The sequence below is a fragment of the Candidatus Binatia bacterium genome (assembly GCA_026415395.1).
GTDB lineage: Bacteria > Desulfobacterota > Binatia > HRBIN30 > HRBIN30 > HRBIN30.
Genome location: JAOAHD010000020.1, coordinates 129,402 through 135,584 on the forward strand (window position 1 = coordinate 129,402; position 6,183 = coordinate 135,584).

The following is a 6,183-nucleotide window of genomic DNA, read 5'->3' on the forward strand; positions in this document are numbered from 1 at the left end:
GGTCGCTAACAGCACTCGCGTGCACCGAATTCCACTCCGTGAGTGGGGAGACAGCGCTAGTCTTTCGGCCGCGCGCGGTGCTTCGCCTCCCCGTAGTCGCCAAAGGGGGCGTCGCGGCGGCGGATGGCCTCGCGGAAGCCCACTTCGGCAAAGCTTTCTGCCCACCGTAAGGCCTCTTCCGTGTGGCGGGTGATGCCATCGAACAGCGTGCCCAGCAGTTGTCCCGTGCGCAGCCCCATGAGTTCCACTGCTTGGTTGATGAGGAGCTTGTTGAGCGCAAGCTGGTTTGCCGGGATATGTTGGAAGCGGCGGGCGTACGCCTCGGTTTCTTCCGACAGGCGTTCTTCCGGGAACACCTTCGAGCACAGCCCAATGCGCAGGGCCGTGGCGGCATCGATTTCATCCCCGCTTAGCAAGAACTGCTTGGCGCGTTCGAGGCCGATGCGGTACACCCACAAGACCGTGGTCGGTGTACCGAAAATACGCGCTGGCGGATAGCCGATGATGGCATCTTCGGCCATGAAGATCAGATCGGCGCACAAGGCCAGGTCGGTGGCGCCTCCGATGCAGTAGCCGTGAATTTGCGCGATGACCGGTTTCGGACATTCCCACAGGGTCATGAAGCGACGCACGTTGTGGCCCATGAACGCGAGGTCTCGCACCGGATCCCAAGCGCCGCTGCGAGGTTCGGGCCGCGGGGCCGCAAATCTAGGGCGAAATCCAGCTCCCTCCTCGCCACCCGCAGTGAGATCGTAGCCTGCACAAAACACCCGCCCCGCACCGCGCAAAATGATGCAGCGTACCTGCTCGGACAAGGTGGCGCGCTCGATGGCATCGGCAATGCCCTGAATCATCGCTTCGTTCAGTGTGTTCAATTTCTCCGGGCGGTTCAGGGTCACAATCGCTAGCGTGTCGCGCTCTTCGTATTGCACAACTTCGGTGCTCATGTTTCCTCCCGTTTGGCCGCCCGCGCTTTGACCGTTGCCATGGCTTGCTGGATGAGCTCCGCCGACACGATCGCGCGCGGCGCGGCTTTTCCTCGCGAGCCTTCTCTCGCACAGCTCGAAGAAGCGCAATCCGGGGTGCGCGGAAGATCCAGGCGGGGACACTTGAGTTGCCTCCGCAGCTCGTGCGCGCCTGTTCGATTCTCGAGCGCGGCTAGCAACGGGTTCGGCTGTGTGTGCTTGTCCCGTACGCTCTCGCTTGCGCCCCCAAAGGTCGAGAGGATGGGGCGCTTTCACACGTGATCAAGGTTTTCCCGGTTGGTGCGAGGGTGGCATTTTGGGTGGCCGGCGGGGTTGCATGGAGCTGCGGGCCGGTGTTCCAATGGCCGCACGAAGTTCATCCCAGTGGGAGGGCAACGTGGATTTTCGTGTCGCAGCAGACGACCAGTTGTTGGCCGAATCGGTGAGGGCCTTTGTCGAGCAAGAAGTCAATCCGCGCTGGCAGCAAATTGACCGGGAAGACCGAATCCCTGCGGACATCATTGCCGGCATCAAGCGCCTCGGTTTGTTCGGCATGAGCGTGCCGCCCGAGTACGGCGGCCTCGGGCTCTCGGTGCTGCAAAAGGCTCTGGTGCACGAGCAACTCGGGCGAGGACCGTGGGGTCTTGCCAGCTTCGTCAGCGTGCACACGGGCATTGGCTGCGTGGGCATCGTGCGCTTTGGCTCGGCCAAACAAAAGCAGCGCTATTTGCCCAAGATGGCCACCGGGGAGTGGCTGGGTTCGTTTGCCCTCACCGAGCCAGAGGCCGGTTCGGACGCAGGGGCACTAAAGACGCGAGCGGAGCGGCAAGGGCACGACTGGGTACTCCACGGTCGCAAGATCTTCATCACCAATGCTCCGCTTGCGCATCAATTCTTTTTGTTTGCGCGCACCGACCGCGGCATCTCGGCGTTCATTGTCGACCGCGACTCCCCTGGCCTATCCATCGGCTCGGTCTTCGATACGCTCGGCCATCAAGGATCGCAAATTTCCGAAGTGATTCTCGACGGCTGCCGCGTTCCGGCAGATGCCCTCGTCGGGGAAGAAGGACAAGGGTTCGAATATGCCAAGCGCACTTTGGCGGAGGGACGCACCACGCTGGCCGCGCGGTGCGTGGGCGCGGCACAGAAAGCCTTGGAATTGGCCTTGGAGTATGCAGAGCAGCGACGAACGTTCGGCAAGCCTTTGATCGAACATCAATCGATTGCCTTTCGCCTGGCCCAGATGAGTGCCCGTATCGAGGCCGCGCGCCTGCTGGTTTACCGCAGTGCCTGGCTGCTCGACCAGGGCAGCCCCGCGATCCGCGAGTCGTCGACCGCCAAACTCGTTGCCGCAGAAAATGCGTGGCAAACGGTGGACGACGCGCTGCAAATTTTCGGCGGCAACGGGTATGTGCGCGGCGAATACATGATCGAGCGCATTTGGCGCGACGTGCGCGTGGCGCGGGTGTACGACGGCTCGAGCGAAGTGCAACAAATTGTCATTGCTCAGCGCCTGCGCAAGGGCGACTTGGAAACGCGAGGGTAGCTCAGGGTTGGCCAAGGCCCAGCGCGGCTCAAGTTTCGTCGCGGAAGGGACTGTCCAAACGGTACTTTTGCATGCGGTGCCGCAGCACGTTGCGCGACACTCCGAGCAGCCGAGCTGCCCGCACTTGATTGCCTCCGGTGTGCTCGAGGGCAACGCGTACCAGAGCGGCCTCTACCCGTTCGTACAAGCGATCGCCACCCGATCGTGTGGCCTCGCGCAAGGCTTCCAAGAGCGGATCGTCGCGTGACTCGTCCCACCGGCGTGTGGGTTCCGGAGACGTCCAGCGGAGCTCCGGGCCGAGCTGGACATCGCTGGCCTCGACGATGCTGCCGCGGGCGTGCAAACAAGCGCGTGCGACGGCGTTTTCCAGCTCGCGGACATTGCCGGGCCAGGCATGGGCGCGCAGTTTGTCTTCGGCCGCGGGGCTGAAGCCAACCAGGCTGCGCCCGAGCCGCTCGCGCTCTCGTTGCAAAAATACCCGCGCCAGCAGCAGGACGTCGTCGCCGCGACTACGCAGCGGAGGCACCGCGATGCGGAACACATGCAGGCGGTAGTACAGGTCGGCGCGGAACGTTCCGGCGCGCACGCGCTCTTCGAGGTCAGCATTGGTCACGGCAATCACCCGCACATCGAAGGTACGCGGGAGGTTGCCTCCGAGCGGTGTGACCTCGCGGCTTTGCAAGACGCGCAGGAGTTTGGCTTGCAGCGGCAAGGCCATCTCGCCAATTTCGTCGAGCAGCAACGTACCGCCCTGGGCCAGGGCGAACTTTCCCGGCCGCTCGGCAACGGCACCGGTAAAAGCTCCCTTTTCGTGGCCGAACAGTTCGGCCTCGAGCAATTCGCTGGGAATGGCGGCGCAATTCAGGGCAACAAATGGGCCGTCGCGGCGGGCACTGTGATCGTGGATCGTGCGAGCCACCAGTTCCTTTCCCGTGCCGCTTTCTCCGGTGACGAGCACGGTGGCATCGGTGGCGGCGGCGCGGCCAATTTCCTTGTAGAGCTCTAGCATTACCGGACTTCGCCCGATTAACTTACCCACTCCGTCGCTTACCTCGAGCGAGCCTGAGGCCGAAGGGTGTTTGGGGATGACATCGTGCAGCAGTTTGCGCAGCGTGGGCACGTCCACGGGTTTCAGCAAAAAATCGCGTGCTGCAAGCGCTGTCGAGCGAATGACCGCGTCGGTCGACGCGTAGGCCGACATCATCAGCACCGGCAAGCTGGGCTGCAACGCGCGGAGCCGCTCGAGCACGTCGAGCCCGTCGGAGTCGACTAACCGGACATCGAGCAAAGCGGCGTCCAACGTCTCCCGCTCGGCAATGGTTAAAGCGTCCTCGCCCGTGTACGCCGAGCGCACTTCGAACTCTGCCGCCAGCGCGCGCTGAAACGAATAGTGCACATTCGGTTCGTCATCGACAATCAAAATTCGTGCTTTCATGCTGGAAGCCACACCGTTGCGGTCGTTCCTTTCCCAGGCTGGGAATCCAGCCACAATCGCCCACTATGGTTCTCTACGATGCGCAGCGAAATCGCCAACCCGAGGCCGTGGCCGCCGCGGCGCGTCGTGAAGAACGGTTCGAAAATGCGCTCACGCACTTCCGCGCGAATGCCTGGGCCGGTGTCGGTGAACTCGACGACCACTCCGCCGTTCCGTCTTTGCACGGCCACACTCAGCGTGCCCCCGCGCGACATCGCCTGCATGGCGTTCAGGGCTAGGTTCAGGAACACTTGCTTGAGCTGAGCCCCATCGGCCCACACCAGCGCAGAGCGTTCCCGCGCGCGCCAGAGCAGGCGAATACCGTCGCGCACTGCTTGCGGGCGCACCAGGAGCAAAGTTTCCTCGACAATTTCGCCGACGTCCTGCCGGCAAAAGTTGGGCGGACGCGGGCGGGCAAAGTCGAGAAATTGGTCGACCAGCAAGGCAAGCCGCCGAATCTCCGCTTCGATCACGTGCAAATCGGCAAGGGTCTGCGGGTCGGACCCGGCCTGCTGCTGCATCGCATAGAGCAACACAGCGATGGTGTTGAGGGGATTTTTGATTTCGTGAGCGAGCCCGGCAGACAAACGCCCCAAGGCGGCGAGTTTTTCCGATTCGCGCAAGTGCTCGCCGGCTTCCACCGCTTCACGGTAGAGCGCGGCGTTCTCGATTGCCGCAGCGGAAAGTTGGCCGAGTAAGGCGAGCACTTCGATTTGCTGTGGCTCGAAGCGTCGCGGCTCGCCACTGTACACGTTGAGCACTCCCAGATTTTTCCGCCGCCCCCGCAGGGGTAAGCACACCAACGTACACAAACCTTCGCGAGCAGCAAGCTCGGCGGAAAGAAAGCCGGGATCTTGCCGCACGTCTTCGATCACCAGCGGCATGCCACTTTGCAGCACCTTGCCCGCCACCGTGCCGGCCACCGGCAAGGGCGCACGCGCTAGATACGCCTGCGGTGCCCCATCAGCAGCGGCAAGCCGCAGGAGACCGTTTTGCTCCAACAGAATCGATACCAGTTTTGCCTCCAGTGTGCGGCGCACCTGCGTCGCGACCCGATCGAGCACTTCCCCCAGGTCGAGGCTCGAAGTCAGTTCTCGGCTCGCAGCCACGAGCGAGAGTAGCGTCCGTTTTTCTTCCTCGGCACACAGCGCCGCGTACGCCCAGCGCATGGTTGGTGCCGATTGTTGAAGGAGTGCTGCGACTGCGGCGTGTGCTTGCCCTCGCTCGCTTGCGGGTAAGCCGCAGACCTCCAGTTCCAAACGGGGCTCCCCCTCGACCGGAGCTTGCACCACAAGGTCTTGTATGCTCGCCGGGTCGGTGGTGTCGGTCGGAGTTGGCCTGGGCGCGGCGGGGTGGGCGCCGACACGAACCACCAGTGCGCGCGCCTTTTCTGTCACGGCCCAAAGGGAGACCATGTCCGCCTTGGTCAAAGTTTGCGCGGTTTGGACGAGAGAACAGAAATAGGTCCGCGGATGATCTCGCATCGTCTGTTTAGTCGGCAAACTAAATGCCAGCGGCGTATTCCGCTGGGTGTGTGCGAACGAACTCGTTTCGTTGCGTGGCTGGTGTGCAATTGCCGAGTCTTTGGGCAGCAACCTTGTTGGTTAACGAGCAGGAGCTGCGCTCGGCGGGGCCGACGTCGCCTGTGGCGTAGCACGCCCCTCGTTTGTGACTGCATGCATGTGCTCGAATTGCTCCGCAGTCGAGAAGCGGACGAGCAACACCAGCGGCGCAAGGGTTGTCACGGTCACCCCGAGGGTCACCAATCCCGCACTCAAGCCGCCCTCTTGGCGGAAGAGAAGTGCGGCCAACACGGCTCCGATGTTGCCGCCCGCGGCCACGATTCCCGATGTAGCCCCGACGAATTGCGGGTGGAGAAAAGGGGCGACCCCAAAGGTGGCGCCGGTGGAGAAATTCACGAACAGCGCGAAAATGACCAAGGCCGCAATTGCCAGGGATAAGCTCTCGGCTGTGCCGAACAGCGAAAGTGCAAGCCCTTCGACGAACAGCACGGTGAAGAGGACATAGACGCGTCCGTGAAGCCCCAACCTGCGGTCAGCGCATTGGCGGCGCCAAGCACGCGCGGCGCAAACATGAGGCTCATATGGTACTGGGTGACCACAAACGCTGCCCCGACGATGCCCACGGCGAATCGGCCAGCGACGAAGGCACCGGCGCTGTCGGCGAGAGCGAGCAGG

The 6,183-nt window shown here is 63.0% G+C and carries 5 protein-coding genes; 1 reads left to right on the plus strand and 4 read right to left on the minus strand.

All coding sequences use genetic code 11. The annotated features are described in order from the left end of the window. Positions 1–56: 56 nt before the first annotated feature. Positions 57–947, minus strand: coding sequence for a crotonase/enoyl-CoA hydratase family protein (locus N3C12_15220; GenBank protein ID MCX8073777.1), 891 nt, complete (start codon positions 945–947; stop codon positions 57–59). A 415-nt stretch (positions 948–1,362) separates the two neighbouring features. On the opposite strand from N3C12_15220, the gene N3C12_15225 reads away from it, so the two are divergent. Beyond that, a complete protein-coding gene (locus N3C12_15225; protein MCX8073778.1) occupies positions 1,363–2,511 on the plus strand; it encodes an acyl-CoA dehydrogenase family protein in 1,149 nt (382 codons plus the stop codon). 28 nt (positions 2,512–2,539) lie between these two features. On the opposite strand, the gene N3C12_15230 is transcribed toward N3C12_15225, so the two are convergent. The 3 genes from N3C12_15230 to N3C12_15240 all read right to left on the minus strand — a co-directional run bounded on the left by N3C12_15230 (position 2,540) and on the right by N3C12_15240 (position 6,033). Next, positions 2,540–3,946 (minus strand): sigma-54 dependent transcriptional regulator, encoded by a 1,407-nt coding sequence (locus tag N3C12_15230; GenBank protein MCX8073779.1) that lies wholly within the window; start codon positions 3,944–3,946, stop codon positions 2,540–2,542. Further along, the gene (locus tag N3C12_15235) at positions 3,943–5,469 is read right to left on the minus strand and encodes an ATP-binding protein (protein MCX8073780.1); all 1,527 of its coding nucleotides are present in this window, start codon (positions 5,467–5,469) and stop codon (positions 3,943–3,945) included. The genes N3C12_15230 and N3C12_15235 overlap by 4 nt, the downstream gene beginning before the upstream one ends. Positions 5,470–5,589: 120 nt before the next feature. Beyond that, positions 5,590–6,033 (minus strand): hypothetical protein, encoded by a 444-nt coding sequence (locus tag N3C12_15240; GenBank protein MCX8073781.1) that lies wholly within the window; start codon positions 6,031–6,033, stop codon positions 5,590–5,592. Positions 6,034–6,183: the final 150 nt, after the last annotated feature.